Raw genomic sequence first — 20,548 nt, forward strand, 5'->3', positions numbered from 1 at the left:
GGCTAACCCGGCGTCCTGCCGGGTTACCCACGGATTCAAGCCTGCGTTCGGCCAGCGTGGTTTAACGGGGCGCCTAAGATCAAGATCAAGAGCGACTCGCTTCGCATCGTGGTTACGTTTGGGCGCTGCAGTATGCTTTATCGGGAGTAAGCCCCTCCCACACTTGACCGAGTACATCCTTTGAAGTCCGGTCAAAATGTGGGAGGGGGCTTGCCCCCGATGAGGCCAGCTCAGGCACTGCATAACTGTCAGAAGAGCACCTTCGCCACATCCGCAAAGCGCTTGGCAAAGTGCACGGTCATGCCTTCCTTCAGGTACTCCGGCAGCTCTTCAAAGCTGCCACGGTTGGGCTCCGGCAGGATCAGTTCGTGAATTTTCTGGCGCCGCGCCGCGATGACTTTCTCGCGTACTCCGCCAATCGGCAGCACATGCCCGGTCAGGGTCAGTTCGCCGGTCATGGCCACGCCTTTCTTTGGCGGCTGGTTGCGGGCCAGTGACAGCAACGCGCTGGCCATGGTTACACCGGCGCTCGGGCCGTCTTTGGGCGTGGCACCTTCGGGCACGTGCAGGTGGACGAAGGCTTCGTCGAAGAACTTCGGGTCACCGCCAAACGACTTCAGGTTCGAGCTGATGAAGCTGTAGGCGATTTCGGCGGACTCCTTCATCACTTCACCCAACTGCCCGGTGAGTTTGAAGCCGCGGTTGAGCGTGTGGATGCGCGTCGCTTCGATCGGCAGGGTGGCGCCGCCCATGCTGGTCCAGGCCAGGCCGGTAATCACGCCGGTGCCGGACAGCACTTGTTCATTGCGAAATACCGGCATGCCCAGGGAGCTTTCCAGGTCCTTGTTGCCGATCTTGATCACCGAGTTCGGCTCATCCAGCAGCTTGACCACCGCCTTGCGCACCAGTTTGCCCAGTTGCTTTTCCAACTGGCGCACACCGGCTTCCCGCGCATAGCCGTCGATCAGCGCACGCAAGGCGCCGTCGCTGATGCTCAGGCTGTTTTTCGAGACGCCGGCTTTTTCCAGTTGCTTGGGCCACAGGTGACGCTTGGCGATGGCGACTTTTTCTTCGGTGATATAGCCCGACAGGCGAATCACTTCCATACGGTCGAGCAGCGGGCCGGGAATCGAGTCCAGGGTGTTGGCGGTGCACACGAACAGCACCTTGGACAGGTCCAGGCGCAGGTCCAGGTAGTGGTCGAGGAATTCGACGTTCTGTTCCGGGTCGAGGGTTTCAAGCAGTGCCGACGCCGGGTCGCCCTGGAAGCTCTGGCCCATCTTGTCGATCTCGTCGAGCATGATCACCGGGTTCATCACCTCCACGTCCTTGAGCGCCTGCACCAGCTTGCCGGGCAGGGCGCCGATGTAGGTGCGGCGATGGCCCTTGATCTCGGCCTCATCACGCATGCCGCCGACACTGAAGCGGTAGAACGGCCGGCCCAGGGATTCGGCGATGGATTTACCCACGCTGGTCTTGCCCACGCCCGGCGGGCCCACCAGCAGCACGATGGAACCGGCGACTTCGCCTTTATAGGCACCCACCGCGAGAAATTCGAGGATGCGACTCTTGATGTCGTCCAGGCCCGCATGATGCTTGTCCAGCACCTTGCGCGCGTGCTTCAGGTCGAGTTTGTCTTCGCCATACACGCCCCAGGGTACCGAGGTGGCCCAGTCCAGGTAATTGCGCGTGACCGCGTATTCCGGCGAACCGGTCTCGAGGATCGACAGTTTGTTCAGTTCTTCGTCGATGCGTTTTTTCGCCTGGGCCGGCAGCACCTTGCCTTCCAGGCGCTGCTCGAACTGTTCGACGTCGGCGCTGCGGTCGTCCTTGGTCAGGCCCAGCTCCTGCTGGATGACCTTGAGCTGTTCCTTGAGGAAGAACTCGCGCTGGTGCTCGCCGATCTTGCGGTTCACTTCGGCGGACAGCTCTTTCTGCAGGCGCGCAACTTCGACCTCTTTGCGCAGCATCGGCAGCACTTTCTCCATGCGCTTGAGCATGGGCACGCAATCGAGCACTTCCTGCAACTCGTTACCGGTGGCCGAGGTCAGCGCGGCGGCGAAGTCGGTGAGCGGCGACGGATCGTTGGGGCTGAAGCGGTTGAGGTAGTTCTTCAACTCTTCGCTGTACAGCGGATTGAGCGGCAGCAGTTCCTTGATCGCATTGATCAACGCCATGCCGTAGGCCTTGACCTCGTCGGTCGGCTCGCTCGGCTGGTGCGGATATTCCACTTCCACCAGGTACGGCGGGCGGTGATGCTTGAGCCAGGTCTTGATGCGCACGCGGGTCAGGCCCTGGGCCACGAATTGCAGTTTGCCGTTCTCGCGGCTGGCGTGGTGCACCTTGACCAGCGTGCCGTACAGCGGCAGGGCCGAGGTGTCGAAGTGGCGCGGGTCTTCGGGCGGTGTGTCCATGAAAAACAGGGCGAGGGAGTGGTGGTCGGATTTGCTCACCAGTTCCAGGGTTTCGGCCCAGGGCTCTTCGTTGACGATCACCGGCAGCACTTGCGCCGGGAAAAACGGCCGGTTGTGGATCGGGATGATGTAGACCTTGTCCGGCAGGTTCTGCCCGGGCAGGGCCAGGCCGGTGTTGGACGAGGATTCAGCGTTTTCGGGGTCGGCGTAGTCGTTCAGGTCGTAATCAGGGATGTCTTGCTGGTCGCTCATGGGGCACCTGCATCAGGAAGTATGGTGCTTAGATGGGGCAGGGCAGTGGTGGTTTCAATGGTGGGGGTGAGTTAGCAACATATTGAATGAGATTTTCAGAACCACGCTGGACGAGTGGTCAGCTGATTTTGTGCAGGTACGCAGGGAGAGGCTGTTCCGGCAACACCGATAACACTTTCAAACGCTGCAACATCCTTTGACTGGCCCGTTGCAAATGCTCACGCAGATTCAGCGCCGCCGCATCAAACGCGCCGTGCAGCAGCAACTCCAGAATCAGTCGATGTTCGGCCAACATCGCCGGATCGGCGCCGATCCCCAGCAATCGATAAAAGATCCGGCTGATGATCATCGGGCTCTGCCCCTGGCGAATCAGCGCCGCGATCTTGCGATTGCGCAGGCCGGCCAGGCAGCGTTGGTGCAAATCCTCCTCGATCCGCTCGATGGCTTCCAGGCTGCACTGCGGGCTGTCCTGGGCGTCCAGCACGCGTTGCAACATGGCTTCAAGCAGCTCGCGGTCGAGGTTGGGCGCGCTCTGGCGCAGGGCTTCGGGTTCCAGGCAAGCACGCAGTTCGTAGTCTTCGGTGACTTCCCGCGCGGTCAAGGGCCCCGCCAGCCATTGTGAGTAGGGCTCTTTCTCTACCAGGCCACGGTCGCGCAGGCGCATCAGCGCTTCACGCACCACCGCGCGGCTGACGCCGTAGTGGTCGGCGGCGGCTTGCTCGTCCAGGCGGTAGTGGCCAAAGGCAATGCAGGTGGACAACGCCGCGCCGATTTCCTCGACGATGCGTTCGCCCAGCGGCCGCGTGTCTACCAACTCGTCCTCGCCGTTAAGACCCAGGTGGGCATGGCTCAGGGGCAGGCGCAACGGCTCCATGGCCAGGCCTTGCGGATTGATCAGGTAGCCCCGGCCGTTGAAGCGGCAGATCAAGCCTTCGTCATGCAGCAGGTCGAGGGCCTTGCGCACCGGCACGCGGCTGGTGCCGAACAGCTCGGCCAGCGGCGCTTCGAGCAACACCAGCCCATGGCGGGCGGTGCCGTTGACGATCGCGTCGCGCATCACTTTGTGAATCATCGCGTAACGGGAGGCCGAGGCGGACACTGCTTTCATTGCGTTCTCAGAGGTGGAGGGACCGTTGACCGGGGATTCTCTCATAGATGCGCCTGTCACTCTGCGCCACGTCGGCGGCACGTTTTTGGGGCTTCGGAAGTCGACCTGTTACTTTTCTGCACCAAAATGTATTTATTAATAAAAAGTACATTATTTCGTTGAGGCGCCTGAGTCACCGCCTGCCCGGATTTTTTACCTGGTCAAACACCCTCTAGCTCGCGGTTATGGCCGAAAACAGCTGTCTGAGCAAACTTCGTTGAGCACAGACTGGCACGAAAGCTGCCTTTATAAAATGTACATTTTATTAATATGTACGTTTGTGAGGGTCATCCTGATGTCAGACGCCACTTCAATGGCCGAGGACTTCGCCAGCGGTCGCAGCGACCCAGTGCAAGCCCTCGAACAGGCACTCGACAAAGCCAGCCAGGTTCCGTCGGTATTTATCAGCCTGACGCCCGAGCGCGCCCGTCGTGAAGCCCAAGCCTCTGCCGCACGTTGGCGCGCCGGTCAGCCGTTGAGCCTGTTCGATGGCGTGCCGCTGGCCTGGAAGGACCTGTTCGACGTGGCCGGCAGCATCACCACGGCGGGCGCCGCCTACCGCCGCCATGCGCCCGTCGCGTTGCTCGATGCACCCACCGTCGGCCTGCTGTGTCGTGCCGGAATGGTCAGCGTCGGCAAGACCAACCTCAGCGAACTGGCCTATTCCGGCCTGGGCCTGAACCCCCATTTCGGCACGCCGCACAATCCCCATGGCACGGATCAACCGCGCATCCCCGGCGGATCTTCCTCGGGCTCGGCCGTGGCCGTTGCCGCCGGCATCGTGCCCATCGCCATGGGCACCGACACGGCCGGTTCCATCCGCGTCCCCTCGGCGTTCAACGGCCTGGTGGGTTACCGCAGCAGCAGTCGGCGCTACAGCCGCGACGGCGTATTTCCACTGGCGCACAGCCTCGACAGCCTCGGCCCGATAAGCCGCAGCGTGCGTGATGCCCTGGCCGTCGACGACTTGCTGCATGGCCGCAGCCACACCCACGTCGCCCGCAGCCTCAAGGGCCAGCGTTTCGTGCTGGCGCAGCAGAAGGTCGAACCCGCCGTGCGCAACAACCTGCTGCGCGCGGTGGAGCAGCTCAAGGCCCACGGCGCGCTGGTCGAAGAGCGCGAATGCGCGGCCTTCCAGGCGACGCTGGAGCTGATCAAAGACCATGGCTGGCTCGGCGCCTTCGAAGCCTTCGCCCTGCACCAGGCGTTGCTCGACAGCCCCGACGCCGACCAACTCGACCCCCGCGTGCGCCGCCGCCTGGAAGCCGCGCGTTCACTGCCGGCCAGCCAACTGATCCACCTGACCGAGGCGCGCCGCCGCCTGCAACAGCAACTGATCGAAGACCTCGACGGCGCCGTCCTGATCACCCCGACCGTCGCCCACGTCGCCCCGGCGTTGGCGGCGCTTGAAGCCGACGATGAGCTGTTCGTCACAACCAACCTCGCCACCCTGCGCCTGACCATGCCCGGCAGTTTGCTCGACATGCCAGGCGTGACCCTGCCCAGCGGCCTCGATGCCCAGGGCCTGCCCACCGGGTTGCTGCTCAGCGCCCCGATGGGAGAAGACGCGCGCCTGCTGCGCGCGGCGTTGTCCGTCGAATCCGTACTGACTATCTAAGGAGACACACCATGGCTAAAGACATCCTCTGTGCATTTGGCGTCGACGTTGACGCCGTCGCCGGCTGGCTCGGTTCCTACGGCGGTGAAGACTCGCCGGACGACATCTCCCGCGGCCTGTTCGCCGGTGAAATCGGCGCGCCACGCCTGCTCAAACTGTTCGAACGCTACGGCCTGCGCACCACCTGGTTTATCCCCGGTCACTCGATGGAAACCTTCCCCGAGCAGATGAAGGCCGTGGCCGACGCCGGCCACGAGATCGGCGTGCACGGCTACAGCCACGAAAACCCGATCGCGATGACCGCCGAGCAGGAAGAAATCGTTCTCGACAAGTCCATCGAACTGATCACCCAGGTCACCGGCAAGCGCCCCACCGGCTACGTGGCGCCGTGGTGGGAATTCAGCAAGGTCACCAACGAACTGCTGCTGAAAAAGGGCATCAAGTACGACCACAGCCTGATGCACAACGACTTCCACCCTTACTACGTGCGCAAGGGCGATACCTGGACCAAGATCGATTACAGTCAGCACCCCGATACCTGGATGAAGCCCCTGGTGCGCGGCGAAGAAACCGACCTGGTGGAGATCCCGGCCAACTGGTACCTCGACGACCTGCCGCCGATGATGTTCATCAAGAAAGCCCCCAACAGCCACGGGTTCGTCAACCCGCGTCACCTGGAAGAAATGTGGCGCGACCAGTTCGACTGGGTCTACCGCGAACACGAACACGCCGTGTTCACCATGACCATCCACCCCGACGTGTCCGGCCGCCCGCAAGTGCTGCTGATGCTCGAGCGTCTGATCGAACACATCCAGAGCCATGCCGGCGTGCGCTTCGTCACCTTTGACGAAATTGCCGATGACTTCATCCGCCGCCAACCGCGTACCTGAACCAGCGTCACCCCGTAGGAGCGAGCTTGCTCGCGAAGAACCGGAGAGCGCCGCGTGCATCCAGGATGCCCGCGTCATCGTTGATGATTTTCGCGAGCAAGCTCGCTCCTACAGGGTCCACCCATCCCCTTGAGGCGCGATCTATGTCCATCTACAACAAGCTTGACCTGACTGGCTGGAAACCCCGGCAGCTGACTTCCCGGGAGGTGCGCTTCGCCACCTGGATCGCGTTTTTCGCCTGGGTGTTTGCGGTGTATGACTTCATCCTGTTCGGCACCTTGCTGCCGGAAATCGGCCGGCACTTTGGCTGGGGTGAAGTGGAGCAGGCCGAGATCGCGACCTGGGTGGCGGTGGGAACCGCCGTGGTCGCCCTGGCTATCGGCCCGATCGTGGACAAGCTGGGGCGTCGCAAAGGGATTATTTTCACCGTGGCCGGTTCCGCGCTGTGCTCGGCGCTGACGGCGATTGGCGGAGCGTGGGGCAAGTCGCCGTTGATCCTGATCCGTTCGCTGGGCGGCCTGGGCTATGCCGAGGAGACCGTCAACGCCACCTATCTGACCGAGCTGTACGGCGCCTCGGAAGATCCTCGGTTGACCAAGCGTCGCGGCTTTATCTACAGCCTGGTGCAGGGCGGTTGGCCGGTCGGCGCGTTGATCGCCGCCGGGTTGACCGCGCTGTTGCTGCCGATCATCGGCTGGCAGGGCTGCTTCGTTTTTGCGGCGATCCCGGCTGTCGTGATCGCGATCATGGCGCGCAAGCTCAAGGAGAGTCCGCAGTTCCAGATCCATGAACGCATCAGCCAACTGCGCAAAAGCGGCGCGGTGAGCGAAGCGCAGAACGTTGCGCAGACCTACGGCGTGGACTACGACGAGCACAGCAAGGCCGGTCTCAAGGCTGCCTTCCGTGGCCCGGCCCGCCGCGCCACGTTGGTGATTGGCGCCGCGCTGTTGCTCAACTGGGCGGCGATCCAGGTGTTCAGCGTGTTGGGCACGTCGGTGATCGTCAGCGTGCACCACATCTCGTTCGAGAACTCGCTGATCATCCTCGTCCTGTCGAACCTGGTGGGCTATTGCGGCTACCTGAGCCACGGCTGGATGGGCGACAAGATCGGCCGTCGCAACGTGATCGGCCTGGGCTGGATGCTCGGCGGTCTGTCGTTTGCCGGAATGCTGTTCGGCCCGAGCAATATGGCAATGGTCGTCGGGCTGTACAGCCTGGGCCTGTTCTTCCTGATCGGGCCGTATTCGGCGGCGCTGTTCTTTATCAGTGAGAGTTTCCCTACCAGCATCCGCGCCACCGGCGGCGCGATCATCCATGCCATGGGCCCGATCGGTGCGGTGGTCGCAGGTTTTGGTGCGACCCAGGTGCTGTCCGCCGGCAGTGACTGGCAGACCGCCGCACTGTGGTTTGGCGCCGTGCCGTGCTTTTTGTCCGGTCTGTTGATGTTTGCCGCACGCCATGTGCGTCCGGAAACCGTTCAGTAAGGAGTCAATGATGAGCCGTAAAGTTGCCTTGATTACCGGTGCCGCCAGCGGCATCGGCCAAGCCCTCGCCGTGGCCTATGCGCGCCACGGTGTGGCGGTGGTCGGCGGGTACTACCCGGCGGACCCCCATGACCCGCAGGCCACCGTCAGCCTGGTGCAGGCCGCGGGCGGCGAATGCCTGATGTTGCCGTTGGACGTGGGCGATACCGCCTCGGTGGATGCCCTGGCCGCGCAGGGTGTGCAGCATTTTGGTCGGCTGGATTACGCCGTGGCCAACGCCGGCTTGCTGCGTCGCGCGCCGTTGCTGGAGATGACCGATGCGCTGTGGGACGAGATGCTCAATGTCGACCTGACGGGGGTCATGCGCACCTTTCGCGCGGCGACCCGGCACATGCACGAAGGCGGCGCGTTGGTGGCGATTTCGTCGATTGCCGGAGGCGTGTATGGCTGGCAGGAGCATTCGCATTACGCGGCCGCCAAGGCCGGCGTACCGGGGTTGTGCCGCTCGCTGGCGGTGGAGTTGGCGGCAAAGGGCATACGCTGTAATGCGGTGATTCCAGGGTTGATCGAGACGCCGCAGTCGCTGGATGCGAAGAACTCGCTGGGGCCGCAGGGCCTGGCGAAAGCAGCGCGTGCGATTCCGCTGGGGCGGGTAGGGCGCGCGGATGAAGTGGCTTCATTGGTGCAGTTTTTAACCAGTGATGCATCGAGTTACCTGACCGGGCAGAGCATCGTAATTGATGGTGGCCTGACCGTACGCTGGCCTGACTGACTGTACTGGCTCAAAAATGTGGGAGGGGGCTTGCCCCCGATGGCTGTGCCTCAGAAAAACAACTGTGACTGACCCACCGCCATCGGGGGCAAGCCCCCTCCCACATTGGAACTGTGTTTATTCGGGAGATCGTCTACATGAACCAACTCGCCCACCGCCGCGCCGTGATCACCGGCGCCGGCAGCGGCATCGGTGCCGCTATCGCCCGCGCCTACGCCGCTGAAGGCGCACGCCTGGTGCTGGCCGACCGCAACGCCGCCAGCCTCGCCGAAACCGCGATCACCTGCCGCAACCTCGGTGCCGAGGTGTTCGAATGCCTGGCTGACGTCGGCACCGTCGAAGGCGCCCAGGCCAGTGTCGACTGCTGCGTCGAGCAGTTCGGCGGTATCGATATCCTGGTCAACAACGCAGGCATGCTCACCCAGGCGCGCTGCGTCGACCTGTCCATCGCGATGTGGAACGACATGCTGCGCGTCGACCTCACCAGCGTCTTCGTCGCCAGCCAGCGCGCCTTGCCGCACATGGTTGCGCAGCGTTGGGGGCGGATCATCAATGTCGCCTCGCAACTGGGCATCAAGGGCGGCGCCGAACTGACGCATTACGCCGCCGCCAAGGCCGGGGTGATCGGCTTTACCAAGTCCCTGGCACTGGAAGTGGCCAAGGACAATGTGCTGGTCAACGCCATCGCCCCCGGCCCCATTGAGACGCCATTGGTCAGCGGTATCAGCGCTGACTGGAAGCGTGCCAAGGCCAGGGAGCTGCCCCTGGGCCGCTTCGGGCTGGCCGACGAAGTGGCGCCGACGGCGGTGCTGCTGGCCAGCGAGCCGGGCGGCAACCTGTTCGTCGGCCAGACCCTGGGCCCGAATTCCGGCGATGTCATGCCATGAGCGGGGTGTAGTCATGTGCGGACTCTGCGGATTGCTCGGCGAAGACCTGCACTGGAGCGACCCCCTGGGCGACGAGCTGCCCAGGCGCCGCGAACGCCTGCGCCGGATCGCGGCGATCAACCAGGTGCTGGCGGTGTTCCGGCTCAAGGTCGAAGACTTCCAGGGCGCGTCCTATCTGTTGTTGGGCGCCACCGGCAAACAGGCCCTGGCCAGCGGCCTGGATCAGCTGTGGCAGGCGGCCCAGGACATGCTCGGCCGTCCGTTGGACCCCCTCGATCCCAAACTGCTCGACCATTTGGAATGCAACCCACTGTAGGAGCGGGCTTGCCCGCGAAAAACGTCAACGCTAACGCGTGCATCCTGGATAAGCGCGGTGTCCATGAGTTCATCGCGAGCAAGCTCGCTCCTGCAAGGGGCGGAGGTATAAAAAATGAGCATCGCTCTCAACGTCATCACCGGTTTCCTCGGCAGCGGCAAGACCACCTTGCTCAAGCGCCTGTTGCAGGGTGAAAGCCTGGGCGACACCGCCTTGCTGATCAACGAATTCGGCGACGTCGGCATCGACCATCTGCTGGTGGAAGACATCGCGCCCGACACGGTGCTGCTGCCCAGCGGTTGCGTGTGCTGCTCGATCCGTGGCGAGCTGAAGGAGGCGCTGCTGACCTTGCTGCAACGCCGCGAGCGCGGTGAAATCCCGGCATTCAAGCGGGTGATCCTGGAAACCACCGGCCTGGCCGACCCGGCGCCCATCCTCGCCACCTTGAATAACGACGTGCAACTGCGCGGGCGTTTGCACATCGGCCTGGTGATTACCCTGGTGGACGCCAGCCACGCCGCCCTGCAGGAACGCCTGCATCCGGAGTGGCTGGCCCAGGTGGCGGCGGCGGATCGTGTGTTGGTGAGCAAGACCGATCTGGCGGGCGACTGCACGGCACTGCGCGCACATTTGCGGGCGCTCAATGCCGGCACGCCGATCCTCGATACCCATGCCATTCACAGCGGCGACCAACTGCTGCTTGGCGAAGGCCTGCGCAGCGCCGAACCCGCCATTGAAGTCAGCCGCTGGCAGTTGCATCAGACCACCACGGCCAGCCACGGCACCGCGCAAGTGTGCAGCCTGACCTTCGACCAGCCTTTGGATTGGGTCGGTTTCGGGGTGTGGTTGTCGATGCTGTTAAGATGCCACGGCGAACGAATCCTTCGTGTCAAAGGACTGCTCAACGTGAACGCCAGTAACACCCCCATCGTCATTCATGGCGTGCAGCACTGCCTGCATGCGCCGGTGCATCTGCCAGCGTGGCCGGGCAGCGACCGGCAATCGCGCCTGGTGTTTATCCTGCGCGGCCTCGACCCTGCGCTGTTGCGCCGCTCCTTCGATGTGTTCTCGCGGCGGTTCGCAGCATGATCACGTTGAGGGTCCTCGGCACGTCGGTCACCTTGCTCGAATGCCTGCGCGTGCGGGCCGAGCAGGAACTGGGTATCCGCCTGGTGTATCAGGTGCACGACGTTGAACAGGCCCAGCGCATCGCGGTGATGCAGCCCGAAAGCTACGACCTGTACGACCAGTGGTTTCACAATGTCGATTTCGTGTGGCCGGCCCGGGCGATCCAACCCATCGACACCCGGCGCGTCGCGTTGTGGCACGAGATCAATGACCTGCCCAAGCGCGGACGCCTGTCGCCCGATGATCGCCTGGGCAGCGGCAGCGTGCCCAGCGAGCGGTTGTTCGTGCAGCACGATGGCAGCCTGGGCAGCACGGTTACCGAGCGCATCAGTATGCTGCCCCTGACCCACAACGCCGACAGCTTTGCCTACCGTCCCGAGCGTATGCCCGACGGGTTTTGCCACGGCAATGAAAGCTGGGGCTGGCTGTTGGACCCCGCGTGGCGTGCGCGCACGGCCTTGCAAAGCGACGCCGCCATCGGCGCCCTGGACGCCGCGCTGGCGGTGCAGGGGGCAGGGCTGGCCAGCTTCAAGGACATCGGCAACATGAGCATCGAAGAGATCGATTTGCTGGCCGACGTCCTGGTGCGCAAGCAGAAGGAAGGCCACTTTGCGGCGTTCTGGTCCGATGACGAAGAAGCCGCGCAATTGATGCTCAGCCCCAGCATCGATATCCAGAGCCTGTGGTCGCCGACCTTGATGCGCCTGCACCGCGCCGGGGTGAAATACCGTCTGGCGGTGCCACGTGAAGGCTATCGGGCCTGGTTTGGTGGGTTGTCATTATCGCGCCATGCCCAGGGCGCGGTGCTGGACGCGGCCTATGCTTACTTGAATTGGTGGCTGTCGGGCTGGCCCGGGGCGGTGATGGCTCGGCAGGGCTATTACATCGGTAATCCGGCGCGCAGTCGCGATCACTTGAGCCGTGCGGAATGGGATTACTGGTACGCGGGCAAGCCTGCGCGGGAGCAACTGCCGGGAAGCGATGGCCTGCCGCTGATCGATATTGGCGAAGTGCGCGACGGCGGCTCCTATGAACAGCGCATGGGGCATATTGCGGTATGGAATTCGGTCATGGATGAGCACAACTACCTGGTGCGGCGCTGGGGGGATTTCATGCGGGCCCGGCGAGGCTGACGCGCAGCGTCACGGGATGCATGCCCACGCGGAGCAAGGGAACGAGCCTTCAGCGGCGCAAAGAAAAGGCGGTTACCTGTTGAAGGTAACCGCCTTTTTAATACCGCCAGTCTTGCTTATTCCGGCAGTTTGAACGCCATCACGTAGTCACCCTGCTTGGTGCCCAGGGAGCCATGACCGCCGGCCACGACCAGCACGTATTGCTTGCCGTCCTTGCCGGTGTAGGTCATCGGGGTGGTTTGCGCGCCTGCAGGCAGGCGGCCTTCCCACAGTTGCTTGCCGTTTTTCACGTCATAGGCACGCAGGTACTGGTCCAGGGTGCCGCTGAGGAACGCGACGCCACCGGCGGTGGTGAACGTACCGCCCAGGCTCGGCACGCCCATGGTCAACGGGATCGGAATCGGCGAGCTGTCACGCACGGTGCCGTTCTTGTGCATCCAGATGGTCTGGTTGGTGGTCAGGTCGACCGCTGCGACATAACCCCACGCCGGTGCCTGGCACGGCAGGCCCATTGGCGACAGCAGCGCTTCGAGGATCACGCCGTACGGCGCGCCTTTGTTTGGCTGTACGCCTTGGGTCTCGCTGACGCGCGGGCCCTGCTTGGCAATGTCGGCAGCCGGGATCAGTTTCGATTTGAACGCCATGTAGCTCGGGTTCACGAAGGCGATCTGGCGCACCGGGTCAACCGAAATGCCGCCCCAGTCGAACACGCCGAAGTTGCCTGGGTACACGATCGAGCCTTGCAGCGACGGCGGGGTGAACGGGCCGTCGTAGCGCAGCGACTTGAAGTCGATCCGGCAGATCAGTTGATCGAACGGGGTCACGCCCCACATGTCACGCTCCTTGAGGGGCGGTGGCATGAAGTTCAGCTCGGACTTGGGCTGGGTAGTGGCCGTGCGATCGCCCGCGACGGCGCCCTGCGGCACCGGGACTTCATTGAAGGGCACAATCGGCCAGCCGGTGGCGCGGTCCAGCACGTAGATGCTGCCTTGCTTGGACGATGCCACCACCGCGTGCCTGACACCGCCGGCGGTCTTGATGTCGATCAGCGACGGCTGGCCGCCCACGTCCATGTCCCACAGGTCGTGGTGGGTGAACTGGACGGTCCACTTCACATGGCCGGTGGCGATGTCCAGGGCGGTCAGGCCGGCCGCGTACTTCTCGGAGTCTTCGGTACGGTCGCCGCCGTACTGGTCGGGCATCTGGTTGCCCATCGGCAGGTAGAGCATGCCGAGTTTTTCATCCACGGCGAACATGGACCACATGTTCGGCGAGTTGCGGGTGTAGGTCTTGCCTTCGGCCAACGGGGTGGTGTCGTGCGGGTTGCCGCTGTCCCAGTTCCACACCAGCTTGCCGGTGTGCACGTCGAACGCACGGATCACGCCGCTTGGCTCGTCGGTGGAAACGTTGTCGGTCACGTGACCGCCGATGACCACCAGGTTCTTGGTCACGGCCGGTGGCGAGGTGGAGTAGTAACCACCTGGGGCGAAGCTGCCGATATTGGCGCGCAGGTCGACCTGGCCTTTGTTACCGAAGTCTTCGCACATCTTGCCGGTGTCGGCGTTCAGGGCGATCAGGCGGGTGTCGGCGGTCGGCACGAAGATGCGTTTCGGGCAGGCAGTCGGGGTGGCGGCCGGGATGGCCTTGCCGGTTGGCTTCTGCTCGGAAGCGTAGGCGGCGTCATCGTGATACGACACGCCACGGCAGGTCATGTGCGCCCAACCCTTGAAGTTCTCGGCACCCTGGGTGCTGATCTTCGGGTCGAAACGCCAGATTTCCTTGCCGGTGTCCGGGTCCAGGGCAATCACCTGACTGTGCGGGGTGCACACGTACAGCATGCCGTTGACTTTCAGCGGGGTGTTTTCCGCAGTGGTTTCACCGGGATCGCCTGCGCCGGGAATGTCACCGGTACGGAAGGTCCAGGCCGGCACCAGCTTGTGCGCGTTTGCCGGGGTGATCTGGGTCAGTGGCGAGTAACGGTCACCGTAGGCCGAGCGGCCATAGGAGTTCCAGTCACCGTCAGCCTGGCTCGGCGCAGTGTTGGTCATGCCGGCCACGGTGTCGCGGTTCAGTTGGCCGGTCTTGACCATTTCACCCGGGTTGGTGAATTGGCTGGCCAGGGCGGTAGCGCCCGCCAGCACCACGGCTGCGCTCAGCGCGCCGGTGCCCAGCGGCGCGGCCTGGCCATGCAGCAACGGACGGCGGAACCACGGCAGCAACATGACGATGCCCAGGGCGAACAGCAGGGCCAGGCGCGGCACCAGTTGCCACCAGTCCAGGCCCACTTCCCACAGTGCCCACACGGTGCTGGCGAACAGCACCAGTGCATACAGGCCCAGCGCAGCGCGGCGGTTGGACAGCAGCAACACGCCGGTCAGGGCGATGCCGATACCGGCCAGCAGGTAGTACCACGACCCGCCGAGCATGCTCAGCTTGACCCCACCGGCCAGCAAGGCCAGCCCCATGATCAGCAGCAAGACGCCCAGCAACCTGGGCAGCAGGCGGCTTGGGCTTGAGGCACCATCAGTGCTCATAGTGTGTTTCTCCGTTACGTTGGAATTATGTAACCCCGTGCTTCACTCACTGTAGATGACGATTGGGCGCGGGCTTGGTTCATCGTTTTTTTGGTTTTTTCTGTGGATAAACGGGTTATCCACAGACGGGTAACACCCCCCCGGACGCAGGCTGATTTCGGACAGCGCTGTCTTTACGTACAGGGAGATTTGGCAAATTGAGGTCGGCCGGGAAGTGAAGCGTTGCAGATTGTTGCGAAGGATAATGCGGCGGGGCTGTTTGAGGAAGGGTGAATCGCAAGATGCATCATTTCAGATTTGGTAACAGTGACAGATAGTCGCTGCCTGAATAGCCTCTGTAGGAGCGAGCTTGCTCGCGAAAAACCCACTGCCGCGCGTGTGTTCAGGAAGCACGCGTTATCGTTGACGGTCTTCGCGAGCAAGCTCGCTCCTACAGGGGGATTTGTGGTGTGGGTTAGAAGGTGGTGCGGATGCCGAACTGCACACTGCGCCCCGGTGCCGGCGCGATGTCGCGCAGGATCGAGCTGGCATAGCGCACCGTCTGGTTGGTCAGGTTTTCACCGTTGACGAATGCCAGCCACTCGCTGCTGCCGACGTTGAAGTGGTAACCCGCGCTTGCGCCGAGGGTGGTATAGCCATCGGTGCCGCTTTCATTGCTCGGCACACGCCCCTGACCGGCGGCATGTTCCACATCGATACGCGCCTGCCAGCGGTCCAGTTCCCAGAGCAACCCGCTGTTCAAGCGCAGCGGCGCAATGCGCGGCAGGGCTTCGCCCGTGTCCAGGTTGGTCGCGCGGGTGTAGTCGCCCGACAGCTCCAGGGCGAACTTGCCGTAGGCGCCTTCGCCGAGTTTCCAGTGATCCTGGGCTTCGAAACCGGCGAAACGCGCGCGCACGCCGGAATAGCTGTACTCGGGAATACCGCCGGCGTCCTCTTCACCTTCGTCGTTCAACGTACGGCCAGTGCCGAGCAGGCCGATGTAATTGGAGAAACGGCTGTAGAACACGCCGAAGCTGCCTTTATGGGTGCCGTTGTCGAAGCGCAGGGCCAGGTCGCTGGACACGGCTTTTTCCTTGGACAGGTTGGCATCGCCCAATTCGTAGGTGCCGGTGGCGACGTGGGCACCATTGGCGTACAGCTCGTAGAAGGTTGGCGCACGCTCGGTGTAGCCCAACGTTGCAGCCAGGGACCAGATCGGCGTCAGGCTGTAAACCGCGCCGGAGGACAGGCTGCCTGCGGTGAAGTCACTGGCCTTGTCGGCATTGGCGAAGCGCGCGTTGCCCTTGGCATCCGGGTCGACGCTGGTGTGTTCCAGGCGCCCGCCGAGGCTGAGCTTCAGGCGTTCGCTGGCTTGCATCTCTTCAAGGATAAACAGTGCACCGGCGTTGGTGTCGGTCTGGGGTACGAAGGCTTCTTCGCCCAGGGCCGAGAACTCGTTGCGGGTCACCTGGGCGCCGACCACGCCATCGAATGGGCCGACAGGCTGGTGACGGGCTTCAACGCGGGCTTCATAGCCTTTGTTCTTGAAGGTTGTACCGGTTTCGCCACCTTCGATTTCGCGGTGTTCGTAGTCGGTATAGCCCGCGTCGAGTTTCACCGAGGTGAACGGCCCTTGCAGGTTACGGATCTCGGACGCGAAGGCGTAGTGCTCCTGCTGCATGCGGATGCGCACATCCTGCTCGGCCGGCGAGCCGTAGTTACTGTCGTAGTTGCTGTAGGAAAGCCCCGCGTAGCCGTCATCCCAGGTGTAGGAACCACCTGCGGCACCGCCGTCCTGGCGCCCGTCGCTGTTGCCCAGGCGGCCGTTCTTGCCGGGGCTATCCTCGGTGTCGGGGGCATGACTGCTACGCGCAGAGCCCGGGATTTTCAGGTCGTTGAATTCCCGCGCGTTGGCGTCCAGGTGCAAGGCGAAGGTGCCGTCGCCGGCCTCCAGCTTGCCCGCGCTGCTGCGGGTGGTGTCGGCGCCGCCGTAGCGCAGTTCACCGGCACCGTGGATGCCTTCGATGGCGGCGGTGGGGATGCGGTTGTCAAAGGTATTGACCACGCCGCCGATGGCGCTGCCGCCGTACAGCAAGGCCGCCGGGCCGCGCACGATTTCAATGCGTTCGACGTTGATCGGGTCCAGCGGCACGGCATGGTCATAGGACAGCGACGATGCATCCAGCGCACCCACGCCATTGCGCAGGAGGCGAATACGGTCACCGTCCTGGCCACGAATGATCGGCCGGCTGGCGCCCGGACCAAAGTAGGAAGACGACACCCCCGGCTGCCTGTTCAGGGTCTCGCCAAGGCTGCCTTTTTGCTGCAGGGTCAGCTCATCGCCTTCCAGCACGGTGGTGGGCGAGGCGAGCTGTTCGCTGCCCAGGGGATTGGCGGTGATGATTTGCGGTTGCAGCTCCAGGGCGTGGGCTTCGGAGCAGATCAGCAGGGCGGCAGCGAGGGGGGATAAACGCCAGAAACAGGAGACGGACATCGGACATTCCTTGGCAGGATTTTGATAAGAGATGTTACAATATAACATCTCTTTTTAGGCTGCGAAGGGGAACTTTTGCCAAGCGGCTATATTCAATGCAGTGCTTCCACCGTTACGCCCCGTCGGCTAAGGTGCGCGGCTGTGTTTCCTCTCCTGCAAAAGGCCCGGCATGACCGCGACAAGCAACGACCCACTCCACGGCGTGACCCTGCAACACGTCCTCACCACGCTGGTGGCGCATTACGAATGGAGCGGCCTGGCCGAGCGTATTGATATCCGCTGCTTCAAGAGCGATCCCAGCATCAAGTCGAGCCTGACCTTCCTGCGCAAGACCCCTTGGGCCCGTGAAAAAGTCGAAGGGTTATACGTCAAGCTGATGCGCACCAAACGCCCGTTGGACTGAGCCCATGAAGCGTTATGTCGCGGCGGCCGCGCTCGCCGGTTGGGTGGGGCTGGCGATCCAGCAATACCTGATTTTGTATTCGCGCTGGTCCAGCGGCGCGAGCCTGCTGGGCGGGTTGATCAGCTTTTTCAGTTTCTTCACGGTGCTGACCAATACGCTGGTGGTCGTGGTGCTGAGCTACGCGCTGGTCACCCGCGAATCCGCCGCCAGACGGTTTTTCCTCAAGCCCGGCATCTGCGGCGCGATTGCCACCAGCATCGTGGTGGTGAGCCTGGCCTACAACCTGCTGCTACGGCATTTATGGAGCCCCGAAGGCTTTCAGTTCATCGCCGATGAATTGCTGCATGACGTGATGCCGCTGCTGTTTCTGATCTACTGGTGGCGCTGCGTGCCCAAAGGCACCTTGCAGCTCAAGTACATCGCCGGGTGGGTGATTTACCCCGTGGTGTATTTTGGTTATGTGCTGCTGCGCGGGCATTTGCTTGGGCAGTATCAGTACCCGTTCATGGACGTGGACAGGCTGGGTTATCCACAGGTGTTCGTGAATGCCGGGGGGATTTTGCTGGGGTTCCTACTGATTGCGCTGGCCGTGATTGGGTTGGACAAGCTTCTCAAACCTGCCTCGATTTAAAGCGGGCATAGTCAATGTGGGAGGGGGCTTGCCCCCGATAGCAGTGGTTCAGTCAATACATACAGTGACTGACACACCGCCATCGGGGGCAAGCCCCCTCCCACAGTTTGATTGCGTCCAGGTTAATCTTCGTCGCTGCCTTCCGCGCGCCAGTAGCCCACGGCCTTGAGGTATTGCTCGTTGACCTTGTGCGTCTCCAGTAATACCCGCCGCACCTGGCGCGACACCTTGGTTTCGGTCGCGACAAAGCTGTACAGCGTGCCGCCGGGCAGCGTCAGGTTGCGTACCACGTCGAGCAGGTCGTCCTGGCCGCGCAGCACCCAAATGATTTCAACATCCGCCGCACTTTCCAGTGTCTGTTGCTCGGCGGAGTCGGCAATTTCAATCACCGCCAGCACCTTGCGCCCGGCGGGTAATTCTTCCAGGCGTCGCCCGATGGCGGGCAGGGCGGTTTCGTCGCCGATCAACAGGTAGCTGTCGAAGATATCCGGCACGATCATCGAGCCCCGTGGCCCACCGATATGCAGGTGCTGGCCGACTTGCGCCTGCTCGGCCCAGGTCGACGCCGGGCCGTCGCCGTGCAGCACGAAGTCGATATCCAGTTCGCCAGTGCCCAGGTCGAAACGCCGTGGCGTGTAATCGCGCATTGCAGGTTGCGGGCCGTCGCCCTTGATGCTGAAGGTCGGGCTTTCCAGCGCGGCTTGCTCGGCGGCGTTCTGCGGGAACAGCAGCTTGATGTGATCATCACTGCCCAGGCTGACAAAACCCGCCAGTTCCGGCCCGCCCAGCGTAATGCGGCGCATGCGTGGGGTGATATCCACTACTCGCAGTACCTGCAGGCGGCGGCGTTTGATCTCGTGGGTCACGCGATGGATGGTGTGTGTGTTCATTGATCTCTCCCGTCGGCAATGGCTTGAGCGGTGCGATTGAGCAGCGTCGCGACACGAACGATTTCTTCCGGGCTCCAGCGCCCGTGGTGCGAATGCAGGGCATGGCGCAGGTTGTGCACCGCCTCGTGAATTTCCGGTGGGCGGTCGTGGCCGCGCAGCGAGCGTTTGCTGACGTCGATGCGCATGCGCACGCCGTCCAGGGCAACGGCTTGCTCGTTAATAAAGAGACGACCGGCGTCGGTGATTGTGTAATGTTTTTTCCCGCCCTGGGCGTCACCGCTGATCAACTCGCTTTCTTCGAGGAAGGTCAGGGTGGGGTAGATCACGCCGGGACTGGGGCTGTACGCACCGTCGAAGAGGTTTTCGATGCGGCGGATCAGGTCGTAGCCATGGCAGGGTTGCTCGGCGATCAGCGCCAGCAGCAACAGCTTCAGGTCGCCTGGGGCGAAAACCCGTGGGCCGCGACCGCCGCGTTTTTCAAAGTCACCGCGATGTTCAGGCTTCATGATGGTCCTCCTCTGCGCTCATTTAGATATAACTTAAGATATATCTTGTGGTGTGCGCCAGTCTCTGCCGACCAGCGGTCAGGGCCAGGTTTGCGCACGGGGTGCAACGGCCTTTAGTTGAAAGCCGCTTGGAGGATAATCAAATTAGAGTTATAACTTTAATTAGAGCTGATGCTCGAATGTGTGCCGATGTGCCTGATTATTTGAAACTTGTTTTGTTTGTCTAGTGCACGTCCTTTCGATGTTTCATGCGCCCTGTATTATGCGCATGTAGTTCAATTCCTACGGACACTTTTAAAGTTTTGGCAAAATGCCATCTTTTTCACGCGGCGCCTGTTTACAAGGGCTACGCGTATATTGGAATGCGCCTGCATACCTGCTTTTAGTTTGGGTCGATTATTGCCTGGCAGCGCACGGTGCAACTAACCGGCGCGGTTGTTCGTTGTTCGAGGATGCTCTTGGCGACGAAAAAATCAATAAGTTTTCCAACTACAGGTATTGACTCCATGTTCAAAAAGTTTGCTGTTGCTGCCCCTCTGGCTGTCCTGGCCCTGTCTTCCTCGGTAACAGCCTTTGCTGCCGGAGAAGCCAGCCATACCGTCAACATCAAGGCGACTATCCCGACCACCGTTTTCCACGCACAACCGCGTGACCCGAACTGGGGTCGTGACGAAACCATGACCTATAACCTGGTCAGCGGCGAGCTGGCGCCCCTGAGCGCGATCTACGACATCAAGAACACCAACGGTTCGGTCCACGCCTACATCGAAGGCGGCCCGGCTGTCCTGTTCAATGGTGACGCTGCGCAGAACATCGCGCTCACCACCAGCCTCAACGGCGTCACCCTGACCGGCACGCCTCAGGAAGTGGTCAACGAAGCCGACTCCACCCCAGGCGTGGGCGCCGAAATGCGCATCGTCGCGGCCAAGCCTACCGCCACTCAACGCGGCTCCTACACCGCAGTGATGCCGGTGGTATTCGACGCCGTATTGCCGACGCTTTGATGCCAATGCATGCCCGTTGACCACGGGCACTTGCTTGCAGGTCGGCTGATTTCCTCCTCTGTCCGC

Annotated in this window: 17 protein-coding genes; 11 read left to right on the forward strand and 6 right to left on the reverse strand. The window is 62.6% G+C overall.

Annotation, left to right across the window (positions count from 1 at the left end; genetic code table 11):
* Positions 1-248 precede the first annotated feature (248 nt).
* Together lon and BFP89_RS13335 are read right to left on the reverse strand one after the other, a co-directional pair.
* Positions 249-2,666 (reverse strand): endopeptidase La, encoded by a 2,418-nt coding sequence (gene lon, locus BFP89_RS13330; protein ID WP_065885938.1) that lies wholly within the window; start codon positions 2,664-2,666, stop codon positions 249-251.
* Positions 2,667-2,784: 118 nt separating this feature from the next.
* Positions 2,785-3,774 (reverse strand): GntR family transcriptional regulator, encoded by a 990-nt coding sequence (locus tag BFP89_RS13335; protein ID WP_065885939.1) that lies wholly within the window; start codon positions 3,772-3,774, stop codon positions 2,785-2,787.
* Positions 3,775-4,108: 334 nt separating this feature from the next.
* Here BFP89_RS13335 and BFP89_RS13340 point away from each other — a divergent pair, with 334 nt between their 5' ends.
* The 8 genes from BFP89_RS13340 to BFP89_RS13375 all read left to right on the forward strand — a co-directional run bounded on the left by BFP89_RS13340 (position 4,109) and on the right by BFP89_RS13375 (position 12,041).
* Positions 4,109-5,431 (forward strand): amidase, encoded by a 1,323-nt coding sequence (locus BFP89_RS13340; RefSeq protein WP_065885940.1) that lies wholly within the window; start codon positions 4,109-4,111, stop codon positions 5,429-5,431.
* An 11-nt stretch (positions 5,432-5,442) separates the two neighbouring features.
* Positions 5,443-6,321 (forward strand): polysaccharide deacetylase family protein, encoded by an 879-nt coding sequence (locus tag BFP89_RS13345; RefSeq protein ID WP_003210406.1) that lies wholly within the window; start codon positions 5,443-5,445, stop codon positions 6,319-6,321.
* A 143-nt stretch (positions 6,322-6,464) separates the two neighbouring features.
* A complete protein-coding gene (locus tag BFP89_RS13350) occupies positions 6,465-7,805 on the forward strand; it encodes an MFS transporter (protein ID WP_065885941.1) in 1,341 nt (446 codons plus the stop codon).
* A 10-nt stretch (positions 7,806-7,815) separates the two neighbouring features.
* Entirely contained in the window at positions 7,816-8,577 is a 762-nt protein-coding gene (locus BFP89_RS13355) for an SDR family NAD(P)-dependent oxidoreductase (RefSeq protein WP_065885942.1), read from the forward strand.
* Positions 8,578-8,714: 137 nt separating this feature from the next.
* The gene (locus BFP89_RS13360) at positions 8,715-9,464 is read left to right on the forward strand and encodes an SDR family NAD(P)-dependent oxidoreductase (RefSeq protein ID WP_065885943.1); all 750 of its coding nucleotides are present in this window, start codon (positions 8,715-8,717) and stop codon (positions 9,462-9,464) included.
* A gap of 13 nt (positions 9,465-9,477) precedes the next feature.
* Positions 9,478-9,780, forward strand: coding sequence for a hypothetical protein (locus tag BFP89_RS13365; protein ID WP_065885944.1), 303 nt, complete (start codon positions 9,478-9,480; stop codon positions 9,778-9,780).
* 114 nt (positions 9,781-9,894) lie between these two features.
* Positions 9,895-10,869: a CobW family GTP-binding protein gene (locus BFP89_RS13370; protein WP_065885945.1), complete on the forward strand. Its 975-nt coding sequence runs from the start codon at positions 9,895-9,897 to the stop codon at positions 10,867-10,869.
* Positions 10,866-12,041 carry an ABC transporter substrate-binding protein gene (locus tag BFP89_RS13375; RefSeq protein WP_065885946.1) on the forward strand — a complete coding sequence of 392 codons (1,176 nt, stop codon included), beginning with the start codon at positions 10,866-10,868 and terminating at the stop codon, positions 12,039-12,041. Before BFP89_RS13370 ends, BFP89_RS13375 begins: the two co-directional genes overlap by 4 nt.
* Before the next feature lie 116 nt (positions 12,042-12,157).
* On the opposite strand, the gene BFP89_RS13380 is transcribed toward BFP89_RS13375, so the two are convergent.
* On the reverse strand, positions 12,158-14,575 hold the full coding sequence (locus BFP89_RS13380) for a glucose/quinate/shikimate family membrane-bound PQQ-dependent dehydrogenase (protein WP_065885947.1): 2,418 nt from the start codon (positions 14,573-14,575) through the stop codon (positions 12,158-12,160).
* A 454-nt stretch (positions 14,576-15,029) separates the two neighbouring features.
* Positions 15,030-17,048, reverse strand: coding sequence for a TonB-dependent receptor (locus BFP89_RS13385; RefSeq protein ID WP_065885948.1), 2,019 nt, complete (start codon positions 17,046-17,048; stop codon positions 15,030-15,032).
* Positions 17,049-17,217: 169 nt separating this feature from the next.
* Between BFP89_RS13385 and BFP89_RS13390 the strand changes: the two genes are divergently transcribed.
* Together BFP89_RS13390 and BFP89_RS13395 are read left to right on the forward strand one after the other, a co-directional pair.
* Positions 17,218-17,451 (forward strand): VF530 family protein, encoded by a 234-nt coding sequence (locus BFP89_RS13390; protein WP_065885949.1) that lies wholly within the window; start codon positions 17,218-17,220, stop codon positions 17,449-17,451.
* Between the two features lie 4 nt (positions 17,452-17,455).
* A complete protein-coding gene (locus tag BFP89_RS13395; protein WP_065885950.1) occupies positions 17,456-18,082 on the forward strand; it encodes a Pr6Pr family membrane protein in 627 nt (208 codons plus the stop codon).
* 122 nt (positions 18,083-18,204) lie between these two features.
* Here the strand turns inward: BFP89_RS13395 and BFP89_RS13400 are convergent, their stop codons facing one another.
* Positions 18,205-18,972: a siderophore-interacting protein gene (locus BFP89_RS13400; RefSeq protein WP_065885951.1), complete on the reverse strand. Its 768-nt coding sequence runs from the start codon at positions 18,970-18,972 to the stop codon at positions 18,205-18,207.
* Positions 18,969-19,478 carry a PadR family transcriptional regulator gene (locus tag BFP89_RS13405; RefSeq protein WP_065885952.1) on the reverse strand — a complete coding sequence of 170 codons (510 nt, stop codon included), beginning with the start codon at positions 19,476-19,478 and terminating at the stop codon, positions 18,969-18,971. Before BFP89_RS13405 ends, BFP89_RS13400 begins: the two co-directional genes overlap by 4 nt.
* Positions 19,479-19,984: 506 nt before the next feature.
* Between BFP89_RS13405 and BFP89_RS13410 the strand changes: the two genes are divergently transcribed.
* On the forward strand, positions 19,985-20,482 hold the full coding sequence (locus tag BFP89_RS13410) for a CS1 type fimbrial major subunit (protein WP_065885953.1): 498 nt from the start codon (positions 19,985-19,987) through the stop codon (positions 20,480-20,482).
* Positions 20,483-20,548: the final 66 nt, after the last annotated feature.

The organism is Pseudomonas sp. 31 R 17, assembly GCF_900004915.1.
Lineage (GTDB): Bacteria > Pseudomonadota > Gammaproteobacteria > Pseudomonadales > Pseudomonadaceae > Aquipseudomonas > Aquipseudomonas orientalis_A.

What these genes read in the sequence shown, in the direction of transcription:
- lon (WP_065885938.1), bottom strand. Translation starts at nt 2,666, where the DNA reads ATGAGCGACCAGCAAGACATCCCTGATTACGACCTGAACGACTACGCC.
- BFP89_RS13335 (WP_065885939.1), bottom strand. Translation starts at nt 3,774, where the DNA reads ATGAAAGCAGTGTCCGCCTCGGCCTCCCGTTACGCGATGATTCACAAA.
- BFP89_RS13340 (WP_065885940.1), top strand. Translation starts at nt 4,109, where the DNA reads ATGTCAGACGCCACTTCAATGGCCGAGGACTTCGCCAGCGGTCGCAGC.
- BFP89_RS13345 (WP_003210406.1), top strand. Translation starts at nt 5,443, where the DNA reads ATGGCTAAAGACATCCTCTGTGCATTTGGCGTCGACGTTGACGCCGTC.
- BFP89_RS13350 (WP_065885941.1), top strand. Translation starts at nt 6,465, where the DNA reads ATGTCCATCTACAACAAGCTTGACCTGACTGGCTGGAAACCCCGGCAG.
- BFP89_RS13355 (WP_065885942.1), top strand. Translation starts at nt 7,816, where the DNA reads ATGAGCCGTAAAGTTGCCTTGATTACCGGTGCCGCCAGCGGCATCGGC.
- BFP89_RS13360 (WP_065885943.1), top strand. Translation starts at nt 8,715, where the DNA reads ATGAACCAACTCGCCCACCGCCGCGCCGTGATCACCGGCGCCGGCAGC.
- BFP89_RS13365 (WP_065885944.1), top strand. Translation starts at nt 9,478, where the DNA reads ATGTGCGGACTCTGCGGATTGCTCGGCGAAGACCTGCACTGGAGCGAC.
- BFP89_RS13370 (WP_065885945.1), top strand. Translation starts at nt 9,895, where the DNA reads ATGAGCATCGCTCTCAACGTCATCACCGGTTTCCTCGGCAGCGGCAAG.
- BFP89_RS13375 (WP_065885946.1), top strand. Translation starts at nt 10,866, where the DNA reads ATGATCACGTTGAGGGTCCTCGGCACGTCGGTCACCTTGCTCGAATGC.
- BFP89_RS13380 (WP_065885947.1), bottom strand. Translation starts at nt 14,575, where the DNA reads ATGAGCACTGATGGTGCCTCAAGCCCAAGCCGCCTGCTGCCCAGGTTG.
- BFP89_RS13385 (WP_065885948.1), bottom strand. Translation starts at nt 17,048, where the DNA reads ATGTCCGTCTCCTGTTTCTGGCGTTTATCCCCCCTCGCTGCCGCCCTG.
- BFP89_RS13390 (WP_065885949.1), top strand. Translation starts at nt 17,218, where the DNA reads ATGACCGCGACAAGCAACGACCCACTCCACGGCGTGACCCTGCAACAC.
- BFP89_RS13395 (WP_065885950.1), top strand. Translation starts at nt 17,456, where the DNA reads ATGAAGCGTTATGTCGCGGCGGCCGCGCTCGCCGGTTGGGTGGGGCTG.
- BFP89_RS13400 (WP_065885951.1), bottom strand. Translation starts at nt 18,972, where the DNA reads ATGAACACACACACCATCCATCGCGTGACCCACGAGATCAAACGCCGC.
- BFP89_RS13405 (WP_065885952.1), bottom strand. Translation starts at nt 19,478, where the DNA reads ATGAAGCCTGAACATCGCGGTGACTTTGAAAAACGCGGCGGTCGCGGC.
- BFP89_RS13410 (WP_065885953.1), top strand. Translation starts at nt 19,985, where the DNA reads ATGTTCAAAAAGTTTGCTGTTGCTGCCCCTCTGGCTGTCCTGGCCCTG.